Raw genomic sequence first — 22,730 nt, 5'->3', positions numbered from 1 at the left:
GGCGTCAGTTGTTGCCGGCGCCGGGAATCGGGATCGGCGGCATGGCGTCCACCGGTACGGTCGGATGGTCTTCCTCTTCGTACAGGTAGTCGGGCAGGCCTTCGTCGCGGGCCTGGCCGCGGCCCTCGTTGATCTGGTAGTTGCGCCGCTGAAGCCAGGAGTCGCGGACCAGCGCGTATTCGTCGACCGCTTCGTCGCGCATTGGGTCCAGCGACAGCAGCTGGGCGCGGATGTCGACCAGGTTGACGCCCTGCAGCAGTATCTGGGTCTGGGTGTCGTCCAGCTGCCGGATCGGCGCCAGCGGCGCGTCGCCGGCCAGGCCGACGGTATCGCGGATCGTGCGCGGGCCGAACAGCGGCAGCTCGAAGTAGCGCGAGCGTTTCCAGCCCCAGACGCCGAGGGTCTGGCCGAAATCCTCGCTGTTGCGCGGCAGGTTGGCGTCGCTGGCCGGGTCGAAGATGCCGCCGATGCCCAGGGTCGAATTCATCAGGAACCGCCCCATCGCCTGCCCGGCCTGCTTGAACTTGCCCTGCAGCAGGCTGTTCAGCGCGGTGATCGGCTGACCGAGGTTGTCGAAGAAATTGCTGATCCCCAGCCGCACCGGCCGCGGCACCACCTTCTGGTAGCCGCGCGCCAGCGGCTTGGCGACGGCACGATCGACCGCGTTGTTGAAGGCGTGCATCTTGCGGTTGTAGCCCTCCCACGGATCGTAACTGGCGGCGGGCTGTACGCCGGGCGGCAGGTTGGGATCGGCCACCGGGTCGTAGGCATCGCCGTAGATGGCCGCGTAATCGTCTTCGGCCGTGGTCGCTGTATCGGTGGCGGGATCGCCGGCGGGTGAGGGCTCGACGGAGTCGACCTCCACCGGGGCGTCGGTTGTCGGCATCGTTTCGGCCGGATCGGTCACCGCGACTGGCGTGGTGTCCGTGGCGCGCACGATTGCGGCCGGCGCACCGGCGTCGGACGCGCCTTTCGGCGCGGTGGCACAGGCGCCCAGCAGCAAGGCCAGCGCGGGCATCAGCAGGAAACGCAAGGTCATACCATCCATGTCCAGAGGGGGAGCTGGACCGCGCGTCGCACTCAGTCCAGTGAGGCATCCAGCCGGTAGGCCGCGCGCAGTTCGGGATATCCGGCCGGCGCGCCTTCGATGACCGGCGCAATGCCGGACGTACGCAGGCGCGCGGCCAGTTCGGCCAACAATGCCAGCCCGGCGCTGTCGACGGTAGTGACTTCCGTCAGGACGATGCGTTCCGCGCGGCCGATGGCAGCCAGTTGCGGCCACAGCGACACCGCGGCGTCGCGGTCGAGCGCGCCGGAGAACACCAGTGCGTCGCCGTCGCGACGCAGGCGGGCCTCAGTTGCTGCCACCGGCCTGCAGGTTGCCGTTGCGCAGGTCGGCGGCCACCTGGGCGATGGACTTCTGCCGCAGCGGGGCGTCGAACTGGGTCTTGAAGGTCTGCACGTAGGAGATGCCTTCGACCATCACGTCGAATACCTTCCACTGCCCGCCGGTGTTGCGCATCAGGTAGTCGACCGGCACCGGCGCGCCGTTGCTGCGCAGGAACTCGCTGGCCACGCGCACGCCGCGGCCGCCGGGCAACGGGGTTTCCGACTTCACCCGCACCCGCAGTTTGTCGTCGAAATCCAGCAGCGAAGTGCCGTAGCGCCCCATCAGGTTTTCGGCCATGGCGTCGGCGAACAGCTTGACCTCGGTGTCGGCGGCGCCGCGGCCGTGCACGCCCAGCACCAGGCGGGCGGCGTAGTCGCGGTCGAACAGGCGGTCGAACTCGGAATTGACGTATTGCTTCAGCGCGGCCGGGCTGGCCTGGAACTCGCTACGGCGCTTCTCCAGCGTGGCGATGATGCGGCTGCTGCTGTCCAGCACCACTTTGCCGGCGGTCTGTTGCGGGGCGGGGGGGGTAGCGGCGGTCTGCGCGCGGGCCGCGGGCACGGGCGCCGGCACGCCGGTCAGGCAGATCGCCAACGCAATTGTGCGGGATATCGGGCGAAGGGTCATGGGGTGGCCTCCGGGGCGGGGGGGGCGTCATCCGGCGCCGGGGCCGGATTGCCCCCCGCATTATTCCCGCCGCCGCTGAACAGGTACTTGCCGGCCATCTGCAGCAGGTCCACGGCCGGCTGGGTGAAGGCGATCTCGTCGCCGGCCTTCAGCACTTCCGGGTCGCCGCCTGGCGACAGGCCGATGTAGTTTTCGCCCAGCAGGCCGCTGGTGTAGATCCCGGCCGAGGTGTCGGCCGGCAGGTCGGCGAACTTGTGCTCGATGTCCAGGGTGACGATGGATTCGAAACGCACCGGGTCGAGCTGGATGTCGGCCACCCGCCCCACCGTCACCCCGCCGATCTTGACCGGCGCCTGCAGGCGCAGCTGGCCGAGGTTGGTGAAGCGCGCGGTCAGCGGATAGCTGTTGCCGCCCAGGCTGAAGTTGCGGTTGGTCGAGGCGAAGGCCAGCACCAGCAGGGAAGCCAGTGCCAGCAGCAGGAAGGCGCCGACGGCGAATTCGAGACGGGGGCCGCGGAGGGACATGATCGGCTCCTAGAACAGGAAGGCGGACAGGATGAAGTTGAACATCAGCACCAGCAGCGAAGCATTGACCACCGCGCGGGTGGTCGCCACCGAGGTGCCTTCGATGGTCGGTTCGGCGTTGAAACCGACGTAGGCGGCGACCAAGGCGCAGGTGCCGCCGAACACGGCCGACTTCAGCAGGGCCACGCCGAAGCCGTCCCAGAAATCCACGCTGTTCTGCAGCGCCGACCAGAACGTGCCGTTGTCCAGGCCCAGCACCTGCACCGCCTGGAACCAGCCGGCGCTGACCGCCAGGCTGCAGAAGAAGCCGGTCAGCAGCGGCACCGTCAGCACCGCCGCCCAGAACCGTGGCGCCACCGCCTTGGCCAGCGGGTCGATGGCCATCAGTTCCAGTGCCTTGATCTGGTCGGTGGCGCGCATCAGGCCCAGCTCGGCGGCGATCGAGCTGCCGGCGCGGCCGATGAACAGCAGCGCGGTCAGCACCGGCCCCAGCTCGCGGTACAGCGACAGCCCGAGCAGGGTGGACAGCGCGTCCGCAGCGCCGAAGGTGGTCAGCGTGCGATAGCCCTGCAGGGTCAGGACCAGGCCGACGAAGGCGCCGCCTACGGCGATGATCGGCAGCGAACGTGCACCGATCTTGTAGATTTCGCGCACAAGTTCGGCGAAAAAGTCGGCCGTCGGCTTCGAAGCCCGCAACACCGACAGGCTGAACAGGCCGGCGGCGCCGAGCGAGCGCAGGCTGGAGGACCCGGCCATCACGCCGCCTCCCGGCGCGCGGCGCCGCCGTCGAAAGCAATCGGTCCGTCTGGCTCGCCGCGCAGGAACTGCCGCAGCAGCAGGTCGTCGCTGGCTTCCAGTTCGGCCGGGGTGCCGGAAAACACCATGCCGCCGTTGGCCAGCACCAGCACCCGGTCGGCGATCGGCAGGGTTTCGCGGACATGGTGGCTGACGATCACGCTGGTCAGCCCGAGGGTGCGGCCGAGGCGTTCGATCAGGCTCATGATCACCCCGCTGGCGATCGGGTCCAGCCCGGTCAGCGGTTCGTCGTACAGCATCAGCGGCGGGTCCAGCGCCAGCGCGCGGGCCAGCGCCACCCGCCGGGCCATGCCGCCGGACAGCTCGCGCGGATACAGGTCGGCGGCGGTGCGCAGGCCGACCGCGTTGAGCTTGAAATCGACCAGCCGGCGGACCAGCGGTTCGGCCAGCCGGGTGTGCGTGCGCAGCGGCAGGGCGACGTTCTCGGCCACGGTCAGGTCGGTCAGCAGGCCGTTGCCCTGCAGCAGCACGCCGATGCTCTTGCGCAGTGCCAGCAGCTCGCGCTGGCGATGCGGGACCGGCGTGCCGAACACTTCCAGCGTTCCCGCCGCCGGTCTCAGCTCGCCGGTCAGCGCCGACAGCAGGGTCGATTTGCCGCAACCGCTGGGGCCGAGTACGGCGGTGATGCTGCCGCGCGGCACCAGCAGGTCGATATCGCGCAGGATCGTGCGCGCGCCGCGATCCAGGCGCAGGCCGGCAAGGTGGATGGCGGGGGTGGGGGCGGTCGGCAAGAGGCTGGCGGGTTAACGGAAAAGCAACGGGCAAGGATCGGGGGCAAGGGCTGAACCCCGCCTGCATCGATCCGGCACCGTGCGCCGGACCCGCTACGTCTCGGCTGCCGCGACCGTGCTCCGGCACAATGGTCCGGCACATGAATGCCGCCGCCGCGCCCGATTTCCGCCTCTATCACTCCAATGCGCTGGATGTGCTGGCCGGCTTGCTGGCCACCGAGTTGGCCACGCCGGTCGCGGGCGTGCCGCTGCTGGCGCCGGACACGGTGCTGATCCCGCAGGCGGCGATGCGACGCTGGCTGCAGGCGACCCTGGCCGAGCGCCACGGCGTGGCTGCGAACCTGGAATTCCTGACCCCCGGCGAATTCGTCGCCCGGGCGCTGAAGGCCAACGTCGGACTGACGGGCCCGAACGAAGGCGACGAACTCGGCGCCGAGACCCTGCGCTGGCGGCTGTATGCGGCGCTGACCGATCCGGTCGTGCTTGCGCGGCCGGCGCTGGCGCAGATCGCCGTCTGGCTGGCCGGCGGCGATCCGCTCAAGCCGTGGTCGCTGGCCGGCGAACTGGCCGGGGTGTTCGAGAAGTACCAGGCCTGGCGTCGTGACTGGCTGTTGCGCTGGGAAGGCGGCGCCGACCCCGACGACCCGCAGGCGATCCTCTGGCGCCAGGTTGCCGCCGGCCGCGGCTATCGCGCGCGCCGTATCCAGCAGTATCTCGACCGCTTCGAGGCCATCGGCCAGCCATTGCCGCAAGGACTGCCGCCGCGGTTGTTCGCCTTCGCCACACTCAACGTCTCGCCCGACGTGCTGCGCGTGCTGGCCACCCAGGCACGGGTGGGCACGCTGCATTTCTACGTGCCGTCGCCGGTGAAGGACTACTGGGGCGACCTACAGCGCCAGCGCGCGGGAACGAATGCCGACGACGCTGCCACCGACAACCGCCTGCTGCAGGCCTGGGGCGCCGCCGGCCGCGACTTCATGGCGGTGATCGGCGGCTACGAACTGGTGCATCCGGCGCTGGATGTGCGTGGCGACGCCGATCCGGGCGAGGGCGGCGGTCCCCTGCACGGCAGCCTGTTGCGACGGCTGCAGTCGGACCTGTTCCATCGCCGTGCCGAACCGGTGGAGCGCCTGCCGGCCTTGCGCCGCGACGATCCCAGCCTGCAGATGCACGCCTGCCACACCCGCCTGCGCGAACTGCAGGTGCTGCACGACCAGCTGCGCGGCCTGCTCGAGGATCCGCGCTTCGAGCCGCCGCTGCAGCCGCGCGAGATCGCGGTGCTGGCGCCGGACATCGACCCCTACGTGCCCTATCTGGAGGCGGTGTTCGGCGCGCCCGGCGACGGCGACCGCCTGCCGTATTCGCTGGCCGATACCAGCCCGCTGGCCGGCGAACCGCTGGCCGACGTGTTCGTGCGCCTGCTCGACCTGCCGGTGTCGCGCTTCGGCCTGAACGAGACTCTCGATCTGCTCGCCAGTGCGCCGATTGCCGAAGCTGCCGGCCTCGACGCGCCCGCGTTCGAGCGCCTGCACGCCTGGCTGCAGGCCGCCGGCGCGCGCTGGGGTCTGGAGGCCGGGCACCGCGCCGCACACGGCGCGCCCGACGACGATGCCTACACCTGGCAGTTCGCGCTCGATCGCCTGCTGCTCGGCCATGCCAGTGGCAGCGACGCCGACATCGCCGGCGTCGCGCCATGGCCGCAGCTGGAAGGCAGCGCGCTCGAGGCGCTCGACACTCTGGTCCGTCTTTTGCGCGTGCTGGCGCGCCAGCAGAAGGTGCTGGGCGAGGCGGCCACGCCCGCGCAGTGGCGCGAACGCCTGCTCGGCCTGCTGGCAGCGCTGCTGCCGAAGCCGCCACTGCAAGCGGCCGGCCAACGGGCGCTGGACCGTTTGCGCGCGCTGATCGACGATTTCGCCAGGCAGGCGGAGACGGCGGGCTACGACGAAACCATTCCCGCCGAGGTCGTGCGTGCGCATTTCGCCGCCGCGCTGGGCGAAGCCGACACCCGCGCGCCGTTGCTGACCGGCGGCATCAGCTTCGGCCGCATGGTGCCGATGCGATTGCTGCCATTCCGCGTGATCTGCGTGCTCGGCATGAACGACGGCGACTATCCGCGCCGCGATCCCGCCGCCGGCCTCAGCAAGCTCACCGCGGAACTCGGCACCGCGCGCCGCCGGCACGGTGACCGTTCGCTGCGCGAGGACGATCGCTTCCTGTTCCTGCAGCTGTTCGCCGCCGCGCAGGACGTGTTCTATCTGAGCTATCTCGGCGCCGACCCACGCGATGGCAGCTTGCGCGAACCGTCGGTGCTGGTCAGCGAACTGATCGACGCCGCGGCGCGGCAGCACGCCGATCCGGCCGCCACGGCGCAGGCCATCGTCGTGCAGCATCCGCTGCAGCCGTTCGCACCGGCCGCGTTCGGCGGCGACGACGAGCCGCGACGTTTCAGCTACCGCAAACAGTGGCATCCCGCCGCGGACCATATGGCGGCAACGCGTACGCCGCTGCCGCCGTGGTTCGCCGGCGGCGCGATGCCGGCGGCGGACGAACAGGCGCCGTCGCTGTCGATCGATGCCTTGCGCCGTTTCCTCGTCGCGCCCGCCGCGCAGTTCCTGCGGCAGCGGCTGGGTCTGCGGCTGGACGAGATCGGCGATGCCGGCGAGGACGTCGAGCCCCTGCTGATGCCGGGCCGCGGACGTGCGCGCAGCGAGGTGCAGGCGGCCGTGTTTCAGGCCGTGCTGCGCGGCGATGGCGATGCGGCCACGTACGCCGTCCTGCGTGCCCGTGGCCTGCTACCCTCCGGTCCGCTGGGCCGGCGCACGCTGGCGGCGTTGCGCGCCGAGACGCCGCCGTATGCGCGCGCGTTCGCCGACTGGCGGCGCGATGCCGCACCCGAGCGCCGCCGTATCGAGATCGATCTGGATGGCCTGACGTTGCACGGGACCCTGGCCGACCTGCATCCGCACGGGCTTGCCCGCGTGCGAATCGGCGCGCCGAACGGCAACAGCGCGATCCGCGACGGACTGGATTGGCTGCTTGCCAGCGCGGCCGGGGTCGGGCTTCCGCTGGCGCAGTTCCACGATGGCGGTGCGGCCGGGGTCGGCCCGCACCTGCGCGAACCGCTGGAGGCGGAGCAGGCGCGTGGGGTGTTGCGCCGTCTGCTTGCATTGCGCACCGAAGGCCTGCGCGAGCCACTGCCGTTCGCGCCCTACAGCGGCTGGGACTTCTTTAATGCGGCGCCGGATATGGAGAAGGGCCTGACGCGTGCCGCAAAAAAATGGTTCGGCAGTGAGCACGGCTGGCGCGAAAGCGAAGACGAAGCGCTGCGGCTGGCGCTGCGCGGCCGCGATCTGTTCAAGGACGAGACGCTGCGGCTACGTTTCGTGGATCTGTCGATGGCGATCTATCTGGCCGTCACTCGCGGAGAGGCCTACGCAGGCACCGATGAAGCCGCCCTGCGCGCGCTGGCGGCTGCCGTCGATGAGGAGGACGCCGCATGAACGTCGCGCGCGACGCCTGCCTCGAGCTGCCGCTCGACGGCGTGCAGGCGATCGAAGCCTCGGCCGGCACCGGCAAGACCTTCGCCCTCGCCACCCTGGTCGTGCGATTGGTGGTCGAGCGCGGCCTGCGCATCGAGCATATCCTGGCGGTGACCTTCACCGAGGCAGCCACCCAGGAATTGCGCGCGCGCATCCGCGCCCGCCTGCTGCTGGCCGTGTCGCTGGCCGATGCGGCAGCTGGCCAGGAGACGCCGGAAGCGGCGTTGACACGCGCCATCCTCGATGCCCATGTCGCGCGCAGCGGCGAGTCGCGCGATGCCCTGCGTCGCCGCCTGCGCGTGGCGGCCGAGGATATCGACCTGGCGTCGGTGTTTACCATCCACGGTTTCTGCGCGCGGGTGCTGCGCGAGCATGCGCTGGAAAGCGGGCACGGCTTCGGGGCGCCGGAGCTGCTGGCCAATGATGCGCCGCTGCGGCAGCAGATTGCCGCCGACCTGTGGCGCGCGCAAGGCGCCGCGGACGAAGCGGCCGACGACCTGCTGGCGCTATGGAAGGGCGGTCCCAACGCGCTGGCCGCCGACCTTTCACCGCTGCTGCGCGAAGACCGCCTGCAGCCAGCGTTCGCGGGAACCTTGCCGCCCGATCCGGCGTCCGCGCTGCATGCTGCCGGCGAAGCGCTGGCGGCGGCGTTCCACGTCCACGGACGGGACTTCCGCGATGCCTTGCTCGCCGCAGTGAATGACAAGGTGCTGCATGCCGGCAGCTACAAGGCCGACTGGATCGTCGTGCTGTTCGATGCGCTGGGCGACTGGGCCGCGGCAGGCGACCCCGATGCGCCGTTCGCGCACGAAAAGCTGCCGCAGCTGCGGCGCGAAATGCTGCGGCTGAGGACCAACAAGGATGGCACCGGCCGCACCCCGGATTCGCCGCTGTGCGATGCCGTGGACGACTACCTGCAGGCACAGGCCGGCGTCGAGGCCTATCGCGAAGCCCGCCGCATCGCCCTGCTGCACCGCCTGCGCGACGACGCCCGTGCGCGTCTGGCGCTACGCAAGCGGCAGTTGCGCGTGCAGAGCTACGACGACCTGATCGACGGGGTCGCCGACGCGCTCGACGGGCCGCACGCCGACCTGCTGGCACGGCGCCTGCGCGAGCAGTACCGAATCGCGCTGGTGGACGAGTTCCAGGACACCGATCCGCGGCAGTGGCGCATCTTCGATCGCGTGTTCGGCGTGGCCAGCGACGCCCCGGCGCTGTTCGTCATTGGCGACCCCAAGCAGGCCATCTACGGCTTCCGCGGCGGCGATGTCGAAACCTATCTTGCGGCCAGGGACACGGCCGTCGCCGCGCCGCCGCTGTCGCACAACTTCCGTTCGCGCCCGTCGCTGTTGCGCGCCATCGAGGCGCTGTACGCACAAGCCGGCGACACGGCGTTCGTCGACGAACGCATCCGTTTCCACCAGGTGCAGCCCGGCGGCACCCGCAGCGACCACGATTACCTGCACGATGGCGCGCCCGCCCCCGCGCTGACGCTGTGGCAGACGCCGCAGCCGCCACCCGACACGGCCGGCAAGGTGAAGCCATGGAACGCGAGTGCCTCGCGCGAACTCGCCACAGTCGCCTGCGTCGCCGCGATCCATCGCGTGTTGACCGATGCGCGCGCCGGCAAGGCGAGCATCGACGGCAGCCCCGTGCAGCCCGGCGACATCGCCGTGCTGGTGCGCACGCACCGCGACGCCACCCGCATCCGCCAGGCGCTGGCGGAAGTCGGCATTGCTGCCGTCGCCACCGGCAAGCTCAGCCTGTTCGCCACGCCGGAGGCGCGCGAACTGCATGCATTGCTGCGCATGCTGGCACAGGGCGCGGACGATGGCCACCTGCGTACCGCACTATCCACCGTGCTGCTGGGCGTGGACGCGGCCGGCATCGCCGCGCTCGACACCGACGGCGACGCGATGCGTCACTGGCATCTGCGCGTGCAGGACTGGCGCGAGCGCCTGCAGCGCGGCGGCCCGCTGGCGCTGGTCAACGACCTGTGCGCCGAGCACGCGCCGCGCCTGCTCGGCCTGTTCGACGGCGAGCGTCGCCTGACCAACTATCTGCAACTGGCCGAGAACTTGCAGGAAGCCGATGCGCGTTCGCTCGGCCTGAGCGGACTCGTGGATTGGCTGGCGAACGCCATCGCTGGCGCGGGCAGCGGTGAGGATGACGACACACGACAGTTACGGCTGGAATCCGACGCCTGCCGTGTACAGATCGTCACCCTGCACAAGAGCAAGGGCCTGGAATACCCGCTGGTGTTCCTGCCGTATGCCGGCATCGGCGGCAAGCCGCCCGACCCCGGCCAGTGCGTTGTCGTCACCGGCGACGGCGGACGCGCGCTGCACTGGAAGCTGCAGGTCGCTGCATCGGGCTGGGACGAAGCGCGCACGCAGTGGCTCGCGGCGCAACGCGCCGAGGATGCGCGCCTGCTCTACGTCGGCCTGACCCGCGCCCGTGATGCGCTGTGGTTGGCCACCGGCCCGTTCTACAACCATGCGCAGTCGCCGCTGGCGCCGATGCTGCGCGATGCCGCCGCACTCGCCGACAGTAACGCCGGCATCGTCATCGACACCGCGCCCACCCCGTCGCAACTGCCCCGGTTGCTGCCGGAGCGCGAGCACGCCGTGCTGCCGGCGCGTATCGCCACTCGTCCCGTCGCGGCCGATTGGTGGGTCTACAGCTTCACCCAGCTTGCGCATGCCGACGCCGGCCACGTCACCGAGGCCGCGGCGACCGAAGCCGACGGCGCCGCCGCGGACGAAGCCATGCAATCGCTCGACGAGTTCGAAGCGCCGGCCGATGCCGTCATCGAAGCGCACGACCCACGCTTCGCAGGCAGCCGCTTCGGCAACGCGCTGCATGACGCGCTGGAGAACGCTGACTTCGCCGCCTGGGCCGGCTGGCGACCGGGCGAGGCCGCGCCGGCCGGTGAGCAGGCCGTCCTGCTCGATGCGCTGCGCAAGCAAGGCTATGCGCAGGACGACTTGCACGACGGCCAGTCTCTGCTCGCCTCGCTGGTGGGGCGTACGCTAACCATCTCCCTGCCGGAAGGTGGCGCGTTGCATGTGCTGGGTGCAAGCGAACGCCGCGCCGAAATCGAGTTCCATTTCGCGCTGAAGCCGACCGCGGTGTCCGAACTACTCGCGCTGCTGCACGCGCACGGACTGGTGCGTGCGCGGCAGGGCTTCGGACTGCGTTCGCGGCTGGAAGGCCTGATGACCGGCAAGATCGACCTGACCTACGTGCGCGATGGGCGCTGGTACGTGCTGGACTACAAGTCCAACCGCTTGCCGCGCTACGACGCGCCGGCGCTGGCCGCGGCGATGGCGCACAGCGAGTACGACCTGCAAGCGTTGATCTACACCCTGGCACTACACCGCTGGCTGCGTTTCCGCCTCGGCACCGCATACGACTACGCGCGCGACTTCGGCGGCATCCGCTACCTGTTCTGCCGCGGCCTCGATCCGGCGAAACAGCCCTCACCCGGCGTGCATGCACAGCGCTTCGCGCCGGAGCTGGTGCATGCGCTCGATGTGCTGTTCGCGGGCGCAACACAGGAGGCGGCCGCATGAGCCTGCTTGACGCGCTGTTCAAGAGCGGCCACCTGCGCACGCTGGATCACGCACTGGCGCAGAGCCTGCGCCGGCTGGACCCGAGCACGCCCGATACCGTCCTCGCCGCCGCCGCACTGGCATCGCTGGCGGTTGCCAAGGGCCATGCCGGGTTGCCGCTGGCGCAGCCGCAGGCTTTGCTCGGGACCGATGCCGCGATCGACTGGCCCGCGCCGGCCGACTGGGCCGTACAGCTCGCCGCCTCACGCTGGGTCGCCGCGCCGGAGAGCGTCGCCGCCGCCGATTCACACGTGCCGCTGGTACTGGAACGGGATCTGCTCTACCTGCGCCGCTACCGCGAATACGAACGTGCGCTTGCCTCCGACCTGCAACGCATCGCCGCCTATCGTCCCGATGGTGGCGACATCGCCGCGCTGGCGCCGTTGTTCGCGCAGCTGTTCCCGCAGGCGGACGGGGAAGACGATCGCCAGGCCCGCGCCGCGGCGTTGTCGCTGCAGCACGCCCTGCTGCTGGTCACCGGCGGTCCCGGGACCGGCAAGACCACCACCACCACGCGCCTGCTGGCACTGCTGATTGCGCAGGCAAAGCTCGCCGGTTGCGCGCCGCCGCGGATTGCCCTGGCCGCACCTACCGGCCGCGCCGCCGAGCGCATGGCCGAAAGCGTGCGCCAGGCCGTGCAGTCGCTGGCCGCGGTCGGTCTGGATGTCGATCTGCTGGCGGCGTTGCCGAGCAGCGGGACTACCCTGCATCGCCTGCTCGGCACGATTCCGGATTCGCCGCGCTTCCGCCATCACGCCGACCACCCGCTGCCGTTCGATGTGGTGGTGGTGGATGAAGCTTCGATGATCGACCTGCCGCTGATGGCCAAGCTGGCCGATGCGGTCGCCACCGGCACGCGGCTGGTGCTGCTCGGCGATCCCGATCAGTTGCCTTCGGTGGAAGCCGGCGATGTGCTGGCCGCCATCCTCGCCGCCGCCGGCGATGGCGAGACGCTGTCGGCGGATGACGCCGAAACATGGCGTCTGTTGCACGGAGGCTCTACCGGCGGGCGAGGTCGTGCCGAAGGTTCGGACGAAGGTCAGCCTTTTGCCGGCCGACGCGTCCATCTGCAACGTGGCTGGCGCCAGCACGGATCGCTGCAGCTTGCGCCACTGGCTACGGCCGTGCGCGCCGGTGAAGCCGATGCCGCGCTGTCGCTGCTGCGCGGCGGCGAACTGTCTGGCGTGCACTTCCACGAAGACACTGCCGACCCGCTGCAGGTCGCGCGTGCAGCCCTGCTGGAACATTGGCAATCGCTGGCCGACGCGGCCGATCCCGCCGAAGCGCTGGCACGCGCGAACCGACTGCGCATCCTGACCGCTCTGCGCGAAGGCCCGCACGGCGCGCGTGCGTTGAACGCCCGCATCGAAGCTGAGTTGACCGGCCCGGGGGCGCGGCGCGGCGCGGCGCATTTCCACGGCCAGTTGCTGGTCGTCACTGAGAACAACTATCGCCAGCACCTGTTCAACGGCGACACCGGCATCTGCCTGCGTGACGAACATGGCGAGCTGCGCGCCTGGTTTCCCGGCGACGACCCGGCACAACCGCGCGTCTTCCATCCGGCCGCCCTGCCCGCGCACGAGTCGGCCTTCGCCATGACCGTGCACAAGGCCCAGGGTTCGGAATTCGATGTCGTCTGGCTGTTGCTGCCCGCGCGCGGCAATCGCGTGCTCAGCCGCGAGCTGGTCTATACCGGCCTGACCCGCGCCCGTCGCGAACTGCACCTAGCCGCCAGCGAAAGCACCCTCCGCGACGCGCTGTCGCGGCACGCCCATCGCTGGTCGGGATTGGGGCGGAGGTTGAGAAAGAAGCTCATCTTTTGACTTGGAATAGAGCTTTGCTCGCATTAGGCTAGGGTTTAATGCAGTCAATTCTTCTGATCGCTAGTCAACAGGCTTTAGGAGGACGTAATGTCAGCATTAGAACTGCTTAGTAAGCATAAGGGGCTTAGCGATAGGCGAGCACATTCAAAAGTGAAGCTGGATGAATTAACAACACTGCTTCGAGAGGACAAGCATGTGAGAACCTTCGGAGGGACTATTTTTTCCGCAGGATCTTATGGTCGTTTAGAGGCAGGAAACAAATCGGACTTAGATATTTTTGTTGTGAGTAGAGAGGAATCTTACACACCATTAAGCAATGTTAGGATATTGGGGGCAATAGCAGATATTAACGATCAACTATCATTACCGGCGTTCGATGAGTCAATGCGATTTTTCAAGGTATACACAGAAAATGACCTTGTAAATAACCTTGGAAAACCAAAAGACGATACTGAAAATTCATTTACAGCACGAATGTTGCTGGTTCTTGAGGGAAGGGTTGTATTTGGGGATGATAAATATGAAATCTTAACTACCAAGGTTGTGGAGAATTATTTTAGAGACAATAAGGGAAAGAAAGATTATCGCCCATTGTTTTTATTAAATGACTTGCTTAGATACTGGAGGACACTGTGTCTTAATTATGAGGACACAAGAAGTGATCAAAACAAAAAGTGGCGCAAAAAAACCTTAATTTGAGGTTTAGTAGATTAAGTACTGTATTTTCCACAGTTGCACTTTTGCTTCAGCTTAAACCAGCTAAAGCAGAACATTTTATGCCTTATGTGAAAATGACTCCATTCGAGCGATTAGCAAAAGCAATAGATGCTGCTGGATGTCATCAGATGGGCGAAGACTTTTCTCAGCTGCTCGACAACTATGAGTGGTTTTTGAATTTAAAAGACACGAGGGGCGATGAGGTGGAACTCACGCCAGAAGTTATGAATATGGCAAGAGAGCATGCAGATGCAGTGGCAAAATTTTTTCACATGTTATTTGAAAGGAGAGAATTTGAAGGCCTAGCAAAATATTTGGTCATATGATGTCATCACATTTTGTATTCATTGTTTTTGACGATCCGTACGTTGTTGGCGTACTGGATTTTCTTGTGGAGGCCCTAAATGGGCGAAGATGGCAACAACCGCCACATTTAACTATTCAGGGCCCGCTTCCAGAAAGGCCAACAGCGGCGTGTATAGAGCAAATTGCAAAAACTTTGGCAGGAACACAGCTCCTGATTGCCAACCCAGGAATTTTTCATACAAAAAATGGTTCTGCACTGTATTTACAAGTGACAAACGAAATCCTGCGCCGCGTTTGGAACAAGCCCGATTACCCAATAGAAAAATATGGGTTCAACCCACATATAACATTATATGATGGGCCTGATATAAATAAAGTCAAAAAGGCTCATGATTTTTTTAGAACAAACAAGCATAAAATTGAATTGCTGTGTGATAGATACTCAGTCGTTCCATACACGGCTAAACAAATTGAGCTTTTTCCTAGAGATGATGTTGTTGGTGATGAAAATGCCATTCAAAGGTTAATAGCATCAGGGAAAGTTGGCAGTGCGTTTCGTTCTTCTTTCATGGCGGCAATCAATAATTAATGATGTTGATAGTTAGAGCAAGAATGCGCCTATTTTACAAACCGGCTCGGTGCCACACCCACGTGTCGTGAGAACGCGGCGCAGAAGGCGCTGCTTGAGCCGTAGCCGACGCGTTCGGCGATATCCGCCGTGCGCAGTTCGCCTTGTCGCAGCATGTCCTTGGCGATCTCCATGCGCCAGGCAAGCAGGTACTCCATCGGCGCGACGCCGACGGTGCGGGTGAAGCGTTCGAAGAAACCCGAACGCGACAGCGCGGCGGCCTTCGCCAGTTGCGCGACCGTCCATGGATGCTCGATCCGCGCGTGCATCAGCGTGAGCGCGACCGCGAGCCGTTCGTCGCCCAGCCCTTTCAGCAGTCCCGGCGGCGCGCTTTCGGCTGTGCTCGAACGCATCGCCTCGATCAGCAACAGTTCGACCAGGCGCGCCAACGCGGCTTCGCTGCCCGCGCGCGGGTGGATCGTTTCCTCGGCGACCATCGCCACCAATTGCGACAGGCGCACGGAGCCGCGCACATGCACCACCGCCGGCAGCAGCGAGACCAGCAACGACGGATCGGGGCGATCGAACAGGAAGGCGCCGCCGAGCGAACGCATGTCCGGCGAGCCGCCGGGCTCGCCGTAGCGCACTTCGCTGCCGTCGCTGGGCAGCGCGTCGGGATCCAGCAGGACGGGCCGGATCGGCCGCTCGCTGTGCAGAGTGAAGGCCGGCGTGGTCGGCAGCAGGACGAAGTCGCCGGCGGCGATGGCGAATGCGGCATGGCCATCGACGGCCAGTTGGCAATGGCCCTCCAGGACGATGCAGAAACCGGGGCGGCCGTATTCGCGGTAACGCACGGCCCAGTCGCCCTTGCCGCTGATGACGTTGGCGAACACCGCACGCGGGCGCAGCAGGGAGACGATCTGGGATAGCGGATCGCTCATTTTCGGACTATCACTAAACAAATATGGATATTAGAGTATCGATCATCCGGACAGCGTGACCGAAGCTGGCTCCCGAGTCAAACCCCTCTCAGGAGCCACCATGAAAACTGTACTGATTACCGGCTGTTCGTCCGGCTATGGCCGCGCCAGCGTCGACCATTTCCATGCCCGCGGCTGGCGTGTCGTCGCCACGATGCGCCGTCCGCGCAGCGACCTGTTCCCGACCGCTGTCCACGTCCTGCCACTGGACGTGACCGATGCCACGTCCATCGACCGCGCGCTGGACGCCGCCGGCCCGATCGACGTGCTGGTCAACAACGCCGGCCTGGGTCTGTTCGGCGCGTTCGAAGCCACGCCGGTGGCGACCGTGCGCGAGATCTTCGAGACCAATACCTTCGGCACGATGGCGATGTGCCGGGCGATCGTTCCGCGCTTCCGCACGCGCGGAAGCGGCGTCATCGTCAACGTCACCTCGAGCGCGACGCTGGCGCCGTTTCCGCTGGTTGCGGCCTATACCGCCAGCAAGGCGGCGATCGAAGGTTTCACCGGATCGCTGGCGCTGGAGCTGGCCGAGTTCGGCGTGCACGCGAAGCTGGTCGAACCCGGCTACTGCCCAGATACCCGTTTCGCCGAGAACGGCGCGGCACGCATGCAGGGGCTGATCACCGAAGCGAATGCGCCGTTCGCCGACAAGGCGTTCGCGGGGCTTGCGCAAGTGACCGCAACGACACGCCCGGACGACGTGGCCGAAGCGGTGTTCGCGGCGGCGAATGATGCGTCCGCGCGGTTGCGGTTTGCCGCGGGCGCCGATGCGCAGGCGTTGGCGGGAGAGCGCTGACGCCCGGGCGGGCCTTCGCGGTCGGTGCGATGCGGGCGGTCGCGCGGACGCGGTACCATGCGCGTCCGCTGTTTGCTGGAGTACGCACGATGACCGGTTCCGACCACGATGACGCTGGCGTCAGCCAGAACCAGGCCGAAGAGGCGGTCCGCACGCTGCTGCGCTGGGCCGGCGAGGACCCGTCGCGCGAAGGCCTGCTGGACACCCCGCGGCGGGTGGTCGAGGCCTACGGCGACTGGTTCAGCGGCTATCGCGAGGACCCGCGCGAGTATCTGGCGCGTACCTTCGAGGAAGTGGCCGGTTACGACGAGTTGATCGTGCTGCGCGACATCGAATACGAAAGCCACTGCGAGCACCACATGGCGCCGATCATCGGCAAGGTGCACGTGGGCTACCTGCCGGCCGGCAAGGTGGTCGGTATCAGCAAGCTGGCGCGGGTGGTGGAAGCCTATGCCCGCCGCTTCCAGGTGCAGGAGAAGATGACCGCGCAGATCGCCCAGTGCATCCAGGACGTGCTGCATCCGCTGGGCGTGGGCGTGGTGGTGGAAGGCGCGCACGAATGCATGACCACCCGTGGCATCCACAAGCGCGGTGTCAGCATGGTGACCTCGAAGATGCTCGGCGCGTTCCGCGACGACGCGCGCACCCGTGCCGAGTTCCTGCGTTTCATCGAGGTTGGCAACCACAAGCGTTGAGCATGGCTGCCACAACCGCCTGTCCCTGCGGCAGCGGCGTCGCCTATGCGGCCTGCTGCGGTCGCTGGCACGCCGGCGAGCCGGCACCTGATGCCGAGGCGCTGATGCGTTCCCGCTACAGCGCCTACGCGCTCGGCGACATGGACTACCTGCGCGCCAGCTGGCATCCGGATACCCGGCCAGAGACGCTGGATGCGCCAGATCAGGCTGATGGCCGGCTGGTCTGGCTAGGATTGCGCGTGCACTCGCATCGCGGCACCGGCGAGGATACGGCTGAAGTGGAATTCACCGCCCGCTACCGGATCGGTGGCGGATCGGCGCGGCGCATGCACGAACGCAGCCGCTTCGTCCGCCAAGGCGGGCGTTGGTACTACCTGGACGCGGCGGAACTCCCCGGGGAGTAAGACGCCACCGGCGACATTCCGTTACCGGCATTCCGGTTTCGGCTCCCTTCCCGACGCGGCAGCACGCATAATGCGCGACCGTTTCCGCAAGACGTGTCCGGCATGAGCTCCACCGCGCCCCGTTCCGCCCGTCCGGCCGCCCTGGCCTTCATCTTCGTCACCGTGCTGATCGACATGTTGTCGTTCGGCGTGATCATCCCGGTGCTGCCGCACCTGGTGAAGGAGTTGGCCGGTGGCAGCACCTCCACCGCCGCGTACTGGGTGGTGCTGTTCGGCAGCATGTTTTCGCTGATCCAGTTCGTCGCCTCGCCGATCCAGGGCGCGCTGTCGGACCGCTACGGCCGGCGCCCGGTGATTCTGCTGTCGTGCCTGGGGCTGGGGTTGGACTTCGTGTTCATGGCGCTGGCGCCGACGTTGGTCTGGCTGTTCCTCGGCCGGATGATCTCGGCGATGACCTCGGCCAGCTTCACTACCGCCAATGCCTACATCGCCGACGTGACCACGGCCGAGAACCGCGCGCGCGGCTTCGGCATGATCGGCGCCGCGTTCGGGCTGGGCTTCATCGTCGGCCCGGTGCTGGGCGGGGTGTTGGGCGATATCGACCCGCGGCTGCCGTTCTGGGTAGCGGCCTGCCTGTCGCTGGCCAACTTCCTGTACGGCTGGTTCGTGCTGCCGGAGTCGCATCCGAAGGAGAAGCGCAGCCTGCGCTTCGACTGGTCGCACGCCAATCCGGTCGGTTCGCTGCAGCTGCTGGCCAGCTATCCGCAGGTGTTCGGCCTGGCGGCGGTGGTGTTCCTGGCCAACCTGGCGCACTACGTCTATCCCAGCGTGTTCGTGCTGTTCGCCGACTATCGATACGGCTGGGGCGAGAAGGAAGTCGGCTATGTGCTGGGCGTGGTCGGCGTGCTTGGGGTGATCGTCAACGCATTGCTGGTCGGCCGGATGACGCGCGCGCTGGGCGAACGGCGCACGTTGCTGCTGGGTCTGGCGTGCGGCGTGGTCGGTTTTGCCGCCTTCGGTCTGGCGGCCAAGGGCTGGATGTTCCTGCTCGGCCTGCCGATCAGCGCGCTGTGGGCGCTGGCGGCACCGGCCACGCAATCGCTGATTACCCGCCAGGTCGGCGCGGAAGTTCAGGGGCGCGTGCAGGGTGCGTTGACCAGCCTGGTGTCGGTAGCGGGCATCGTCGGGCCGGTGACGTTTGCCGGTTCGTTCGGCTATTTCGTCGATGAAAAGAACCCGCTGCACCTGCCCGGCGTGCCGTTCCTGATCGCGGCAGTGCTGTTGGCGCTGGCACTGGCGGTGGCTTGGCGTTTCGCGCAGGCACCGGCCGCGCCGGCGCAGCCGGTACAGGGCCGCTGAACGGAAACTACGGCCCGCGTTTGAGCTTCTTCATGAAGGCCACGAATTGTGGCCGCAGTTCGGCGAATAACGGGTGATCGCGGTTCTCCAGCATCACCTCGCCGAACAGCTTGAGACCGATGGCGAAGGCATCGGCCGTCGCCGTGGCAGGAAACAATTCGCGCTGGCGCAGGATGTCGACAATCTTGAACAGGTCGTCGTGGTTGCCGACCTCGAATTGCAACGGCGCCGGATACGGTGAGGGCTCGCCCTTGGCGGTGGCCAGATGTTCGACGGTGATGCGATAGCGGTGCTGTTTCATGATGTACCTGTGTGCGGGTCAGGCTTGGGCGATCTCGCTGGCGGCACGGTCCAGCGCCTCGGCGATGCGCTGCATCGCAGCCGCATCCGGCGCAGAGTCGGCATAGCGCAGACGCAAGGCGGTCTTGAGGTTTTCCATGGCGCGCTGGATCTCCGGTGAGCGTCGCGCGCGGGCGTGGCATCCATGCTCGGACAGGCGCTGCAGCAAGACCTGCAATTCGGCCTGGTGCTGTTGAAGATGAGCCTTGCCGGCGGCGCTGATGTGGAACTGGCGGCGCCCGTCCTGCATCGGGTCGGCGGTGGCCAGGCCCAGCTCTTCCAGCAGGCTCAGGGTCGGGTAGATGGCGCCGGGGCTGGGGCTGTAGTCGCCGCCGGCCAGCTCACCGATGGTGCGGATCAGCTCGTAGCCGTGGCAGGGCTGCTGGTCCAGGACGTGCAGGACCAGCAGCCTGAACTGGGTCTGGTCGAACATGCGTCCACGGCGCGCGCCCGGCGGGCGACCGGAGGGCATGTCGGCGAAGCCGCGGCCATGGCGACCGCCGCGAGGATGGCCGTGACGGGAGGAAAAAGGAGACATTAAAGAAGGTTCCGTAATATTCAAGATACGATCAAGATATATCTTGATTGTGCTCATGGCAAGACCTGATCCTTCCCCGGCGGGGATCGGTTCAGGAATCGACAGCCGGGGGAACGGAGCCCCGCCTGGCGCTTACAGCTCGCGCTTGGCGAATTCGGCGTTCAGCGCGTAGACCAGCCGGCCGATCTGCGGGGTCAGGCAGGTATTGAAGGTGGCCGGGTCGCGGCAACTGCCGTCGATGCCGTCGGCGACTTTATGCAAGCCGTACTCGGCCAGCACGTTGCGCGCACGGGCGAAGCAGTCGGCGCCGGGTGATCCGGTGCGCAGCGGGCCGTGCTTGGTCATGCAATAGGTCATGGCGCTGGCGATGGCGGCCGAATTGACCGCATACAGCGAACGGCTCGGCGTCTTGGCCGGTTGCTGCGCCGAAGCGGAAGCGGCCAGCGCCAACAGGGCCATCGGTAGCAATCGTGTACGCATGGCGAATCCTCCTTGCCGGCGCATTCTAGCCGTGCGTCGGCCGTACCGCGGCGCGCAAAGCCACCGCCGTCAGCCAGCGTTCGGCTACCGCCGGCGAGGTGATGCACACCGCGCGGTCGGTCACCGTGGTCACCGCGCGCTCCAGCAGTTGGATGTCGGCCTCATGCTGGCGCGCCACGTGCGGGTCCTCGAAGAACACCGCGCGCTGGCAGCGGCCCTCGAGCACCAGATCGGCGATCTGCGCATCGCCGCCGAGCGGACCGCTGTTGCAGCGATGGACCCATGGCGTGTCCTGTGGCCAGCCGCGGCTCCATGCAAGCTCGTTCAGGCGCTGGCCGGTGGTGCCGGTGCCGACCCGGCGCGCGAAACGCGACAGCGCATCGAAATGACGGTCGACGAATTCGATCATCGTCGCCTTGCGTGCATCGTGGGCGATCAGCGCCAGGGTCTGCGATTCGAAGGCATAAAAGACGTCGGCGCCGGGGTCGGGCGCCAGGCCAGCGTGCATGCGCTCGATCTCGATCCAGTCACGCGTCGAGGCCTCGGTGGACAGGAACGGCTTGCCGTGGATGACGCATTGCCGTTTCAGCGCCACCGCCTCGGGGAAGATCGATGAAGGATCGACCGGATCGATCAGGTAGATGGCGCCGTCCAGCGTGCGCTGTTCGCCGTCCAGCCCGACGACTTCGGCGACCAGCTTCATCAGCCCGCCTTCGCGGCCGTAGGGATAACGCTTCAGCGGCGCGAACCCACGCAGCATGCCGGCAGCGGCGATGGCGTCGAAGGTGCGGCCAACCGCATGCAGGCCCAGGCCCAGTTCACGGATACCCGGCTCGCAGGCACGCAGCCAGCGGAACAGCGCGGCGTTCTCGTCCTGATGGTGCAAGCGGTTGGCGGCCAGGCCTAGGCGCATGTCGCGAACGGAGCAATGGAGGAACGGGGAGTCTAGCGTAGGGCGGGCTCCGGTCCGCCGACTGCGCGACTGCGTTATGCCAGCAGCATGTCGGCGATGCTGGCGGCGGCGTCGCGGCCTTCGGCGACCGCGGTGACCACCAGGTCGGCGCCGCGGACGCAGTCGCCGCCGGCGAACAGTTTCGGATTCGTGGTCTGGTACGGCAGCCGGCCGCTGCCGTCGTCGCAAGCTGCGGCGACGATGCGCCCGTTCGGCGTGCCTTCCACGCCCAGTTCCGTTAACCAGTCCGGCACGCTCGGCGAGAAGCCGAAGGCGATGATGACCACATCGGCCTCCAGCAGCGATTCGCTACCTTCGATCGGCACCGCGCGCTGGCGGCCGCGCTCGTCCGGATCGCCGAGCCGGGTTTCCACCACCTGCACGCCGCGGACGTTGCCGTCGGCATCGCCCTCGATCGCCAGCGGCTGGCGGTTGAACAGGAAGCGCACGCCTTCCTCGCGGGCGTTGGCGACCTCGCGCGCCGAGCCCGGCATGTTGGCCTCGTCGCGGCGATAGGCGCAGGTGACCTTGGCCGCACCCAGGCGGATCGCGCTGCGCACGCAGTCCATGCCGGTGTCGCCGCCGCCCAGCACCACGACCCGGCGACCGTCCAGGTCGGGCAGCGCGATCTTGTCTTCCCAGCCGGCGATCGGCCGGCCCCCGATGGATGACAGCGCGGGATCATTGCCGGAGACGATGCGGCTGTTCTGCACCAGGAACGGCAACGCCGGCAGCACGCCGTTCAGTTCCTGTCCCGGCAGGCCGCCATCGGTGTAGCGATAGGCGCCGGTGCCGAGGAATACCGCGTCGAATTCCTCCAGCAGTTCAGACAGGGCGAGATCGCCGCCGACCTCGACGCCGAGGCGGAATTCCACACCCATGCCTTCCAGCACCTCGCGGCGCGTGTCGATGACGCGCTTGTCGAGCTTGAAGCTGGGAATACCGAACTGCAGCAGGCCGCCGATCTGCTCGTAGCGGTCGAACACCACCGCGTGGATGCCGGCGCGCGCCAGCCGGTCGGCGCAGGCCAGTCCGGCCGGTCCGGCGCCGACCACCGCCACCCGCTTGCCGCTGGCCTGGACCTGGCTCAGGTCCGGCCGCCAGCCGGACTCCAGCGCCGCATCGACGATGTACTTCTCGACCGCGCCGATGGTGACCGCGCCGAATTCCTCCAGCGTGCAGCTGCCTTCGCACAGGCGATCCTGCGGGCATACACGGCCGCAGACTTCCGGCAGCGGGTTGGTCGAATGGCATAGCGCGGCGGCTTCGGCGATGCGGTTTTCCTGTACCAATTGCAGCCACTGCGGGATGGCGTTGTGCACTGGGCATTTCCAGCTGCAGTACGGATTGCCGCAATCAAGGCAGCGCCCGGCCTGGTACTGCGCATCGGCCAGCCCGAACTTGCCATACAGCTCGCCCCAGTCGCCGGCAGTACGCAACTCCAGCGGAATGCGCTGCGGCATCTGCCGGGGCAGGTCAAGGAACTGGAAGGCGCTTTTCTTGCTCATGGAATCGGTGGGTAGCGAGGG

Annotated in this window: 22 protein-coding genes; 10 read left to right on the top strand and 12 right to left on the bottom strand. The window is 67.2% G+C overall.

The annotated features are described in order from the left end of the window. Positions 1–4: 4 nt before the first annotated feature. The 6 genes from CSC70_RS01960 to CSC70_RS01935 are packed head-to-tail and all read right to left on the bottom strand — an operon-like array spanning position 5 to position 4,088. Positions 5–1,039 carry an MlaA family lipoprotein gene (locus CSC70_RS01960; RefSeq protein ID WP_162454947.1) on the bottom strand — a complete coding sequence of 345 codons (1,035 nt, stop codon included), beginning with the start codon at positions 1,037–1,039 and terminating at the stop codon, positions 5–7. A gap of 41 nt (positions 1,040–1,080) precedes the next feature. Further along, complete coding sequence (locus CSC70_RS01955) at positions 1,081–1,368, bottom strand: STAS domain-containing protein (protein WP_246189292.1); 288 nt, start codon at positions 1,366–1,368, stop codon at positions 1,081–1,083. Further along, entirely contained in the window at positions 1,355–2,002 is a 648-nt protein-coding gene (locus CSC70_RS01950; protein WP_425501507.1) for an MlaC/ttg2D family ABC transporter substrate-binding protein, read from the bottom strand. The genes CSC70_RS01955 and CSC70_RS01950 overlap by 14 nt, the downstream gene beginning before the upstream one ends. 11 nt (positions 2,003–2,013) lie before the next feature. Next, positions 2,014–2,541 carry an outer membrane lipid asymmetry maintenance protein MlaD gene (gene mlaD / locus CSC70_RS01945; RefSeq protein WP_162454945.1) on the bottom strand — a complete coding sequence of 176 codons (528 nt, stop codon included), beginning with the start codon at positions 2,539–2,541 and terminating at the stop codon, positions 2,014–2,016. A 9-nt stretch (positions 2,542–2,550) separates the two neighbouring features. Next, the gene (locus CSC70_RS01940) at positions 2,551–3,297 is read right to left on the bottom strand and encodes an MlaE family lipid ABC transporter permease subunit (RefSeq protein WP_162454944.1); all 747 of its coding nucleotides are present in this window, start codon (positions 3,295–3,297) and stop codon (positions 2,551–2,553) included. After that, positions 3,297–4,088: an ABC transporter ATP-binding protein gene (locus CSC70_RS01935; protein ID WP_162454943.1), complete on the bottom strand. Its 792-nt coding sequence runs from the start codon at positions 4,086–4,088 to the stop codon at positions 3,297–3,299. The genes CSC70_RS01940 and CSC70_RS01935 overlap by 1 nt, the downstream gene beginning before the upstream one ends. 140 nt (positions 4,089–4,228) lie before the next feature. Here CSC70_RS01935 and recC point away from each other — a divergent pair, with 140 nt between their 5' ends. The 6 genes from recC to CSC70_RS01905 all read left to right on the top strand — a co-directional run bounded on the left by recC (position 4,229) and on the right by CSC70_RS01905 (position 14,676). Then, positions 4,229–7,588: an exodeoxyribonuclease V subunit gamma gene (gene recC / locus CSC70_RS01930; protein WP_162454942.1), complete on the top strand. Its 3,360-nt coding sequence runs from the start codon at positions 4,229–4,231 to the stop codon at positions 7,586–7,588. Beyond that, the gene (locus CSC70_RS01925; protein WP_162454941.1) at positions 7,585–11,202 is read left to right on the top strand and encodes a UvrD-helicase domain-containing protein; all 3,618 of its coding nucleotides are present in this window, start codon (positions 7,585–7,587) and stop codon (positions 11,200–11,202) included. The genes recC and CSC70_RS01925 overlap by 4 nt, the downstream gene beginning before the upstream one ends. Then, the gene (gene recD / locus CSC70_RS01920) at positions 11,199–13,064 is read left to right on the top strand and encodes an exodeoxyribonuclease V subunit alpha (protein ID WP_162454940.1); all 1,866 of its coding nucleotides are present in this window, start codon (positions 11,199–11,201) and stop codon (positions 13,062–13,064) included. The genes CSC70_RS01925 and recD overlap by 4 nt, the downstream gene beginning before the upstream one ends. 87 nt (positions 13,065–13,151) lie before the next feature. Then, entirely contained in the window at positions 13,152–13,763 is a 612-nt protein-coding gene (locus CSC70_RS01915; RefSeq protein WP_162454939.1) for a hypothetical protein, read from the top strand. After that, complete coding sequence (locus CSC70_RS01910) at positions 13,739–14,107, top strand: hypothetical protein (protein ID WP_211369391.1); 369 nt, start codon at positions 13,739–13,741, stop codon at positions 14,105–14,107. Before CSC70_RS01915 ends, CSC70_RS01910 begins: the two co-directional genes overlap by 25 nt. Then, complete coding sequence (locus CSC70_RS01905) at positions 14,104–14,676, top strand: 2'-5' RNA ligase family protein (protein ID WP_162454937.1); 573 nt, start codon at positions 14,104–14,106, stop codon at positions 14,674–14,676. Before CSC70_RS01910 ends, CSC70_RS01905 begins: the two co-directional genes overlap by 4 nt. A gap of 29 nt (positions 14,677–14,705) precedes the next feature. Here the strand turns inward: CSC70_RS01905 and CSC70_RS01900 are convergent, their stop codons facing one another. Further along, a complete protein-coding gene (locus CSC70_RS01900; RefSeq protein ID WP_162454936.1) occupies positions 14,706–15,596 on the bottom strand; it encodes an AraC family transcriptional regulator in 891 nt (296 codons plus the stop codon). Between the two features lie 100 nt (positions 15,597–15,696). Here CSC70_RS01900 and CSC70_RS01895 point away from each other — a divergent pair, with 100 nt between their 5' ends. The 4 genes from CSC70_RS01895 (at position 15,697) to CSC70_RS01880 (ending at position 18,892) form a co-directional block, all read left to right on the top strand. Further along, complete coding sequence (locus CSC70_RS01895) at positions 15,697–16,434, top strand: SDR family oxidoreductase (protein ID WP_162454935.1); 738 nt, start codon at positions 15,697–15,699, stop codon at positions 16,432–16,434. Between the two features lie 89 nt (positions 16,435–16,523). Beyond that, a complete protein-coding gene (gene folE / locus CSC70_RS01890; protein WP_162454934.1) occupies positions 16,524–17,129 on the top strand; it encodes a GTP cyclohydrolase I FolE in 606 nt (201 codons plus the stop codon). A 2-nt stretch (positions 17,130–17,131) separates the two neighbouring features. Beyond that, entirely contained in the window at positions 17,132–17,533 is a 402-nt protein-coding gene (locus CSC70_RS01885) for a YchJ family protein (protein WP_162454933.1), read from the top strand. A gap of 102 nt (positions 17,534–17,635) precedes the next feature. Beyond that, the gene (locus CSC70_RS01880) at positions 17,636–18,892 is read left to right on the top strand and encodes a TCR/Tet family MFS transporter (protein ID WP_162454932.1); all 1,257 of its coding nucleotides are present in this window, start codon (positions 17,636–17,638) and stop codon (positions 18,890–18,892) included. A 7-nt stretch (positions 18,893–18,899) separates the two neighbouring features. Here the strand turns inward: CSC70_RS01880 and CSC70_RS01875 are convergent, their stop codons facing one another. From CSC70_RS01875 to CSC70_RS01855, 5 genes are all read right to left on the bottom strand, one after another. After that, positions 18,900–19,193, bottom strand: a complete 294-nt coding sequence (locus CSC70_RS01875; protein WP_162454931.1) for a DUF3861 domain-containing protein — start codon at positions 19,191–19,193, stop codon at positions 18,900–18,902. Positions 19,194–19,211: 18 nt separating this feature from the next. Beyond that, positions 19,212–19,769 (bottom strand): PadR family transcriptional regulator, encoded by a 558-nt coding sequence (locus CSC70_RS01870; protein WP_211369390.1) that lies wholly within the window; start codon positions 19,767–19,769, stop codon positions 19,212–19,214. 132 nt (positions 19,770–19,901) lie between these two features. Further along, positions 19,902–20,249: a hypothetical protein gene (locus CSC70_RS01865; RefSeq protein WP_162454929.1), complete on the bottom strand. Its 348-nt coding sequence runs from the start codon at positions 20,247–20,249 to the stop codon at positions 19,902–19,904. A gap of 25 nt (positions 20,250–20,274) precedes the next feature. Beyond that, positions 20,275–21,162 (bottom strand): methylglyoxal synthase, encoded by an 888-nt coding sequence (locus CSC70_RS01860; protein ID WP_162454928.1) that lies wholly within the window; start codon positions 21,160–21,162, stop codon positions 20,275–20,277. A gap of 74 nt (positions 21,163–21,236) precedes the next feature. Then, positions 21,237–22,709: an FAD-dependent oxidoreductase gene (locus tag CSC70_RS01855; protein ID WP_162454927.1), complete on the bottom strand. Its 1,473-nt coding sequence runs from the start codon at positions 22,707–22,709 to the stop codon at positions 21,237–21,239. Positions 22,710–22,730 lie beyond the last annotated feature (21 nt).

Origin of the sequence: Pseudoxanthomonas kalamensis DSM 18571, assembly GCF_010211745.1 — a bacterium.
Taxonomy (GTDB): Bacteria; Pseudomonadota; Gammaproteobacteria; order Xanthomonadales; family Xanthomonadaceae; genus Pseudoxanthomonas_A; species Pseudoxanthomonas_A kalamensis.
The sequence above is the reverse complement of the archived record's forward strand: the minus strand, read 5'-3'. Positions and strand labels throughout refer to the sequence as shown.